Here is a 336-nt window from a genome sequence, read left to right as displayed (position 1 = left end):
CAGACCTCTCGAAGTCCGAACTACGAGAACTGCCCATCGCGAGCGACCCGAAACTCGCGACGGACGAAAAGGAGACGACGCTGACGTTCCCAAATGATGTCAGTTACGGACGGGTTCACACCTCCGTCCCGACGCTGGTCAAATGGGTCTTATCGGTCGAGGCGTCGGAGATATTGTCGTACCAGCGTGACGAATCTGGTAATCTCGTCGCCGTTCGTGCGGAGATTCCGAAGGGAATCGTGAAGTTCCAGCAGTCGGCGCGGAAGTCGGACGCCCACTCGCAGATGGTGTCGTACGGCCCGAACGACTTCGGGGGTGACGAATGAGCCGTCTGAA

General features: G+C 58.6%; 1 protein-coding gene. It reads left to right on the top strand.

All coding sequences use genetic code 11. The annotated features are described in order from the left end of the window. Window positions 1–326: hypothetical protein (locus EXE42_RS19895; RefSeq protein WP_206750773.1), on the top strand; the 326-nt coding region annotated here is incomplete at its 5' end. Window positions 327–336 lie beyond the last annotated feature (10 nt).

Origin of the sequence: Halorubrum sp. SP3 (assembly GCF_005435195.1) — an archaeon.
In the GTDB taxonomy this organism is placed as follows: domain Archaea; phylum Halobacteriota; class Halobacteria; order Halobacteriales; family Haloferacaceae; genus Halorubrum; species Halorubrum sodomense.
The sequence above is the reverse complement of the archived record's forward strand: the minus strand, read 5'-3'. Positions and strand labels throughout refer to the sequence as shown.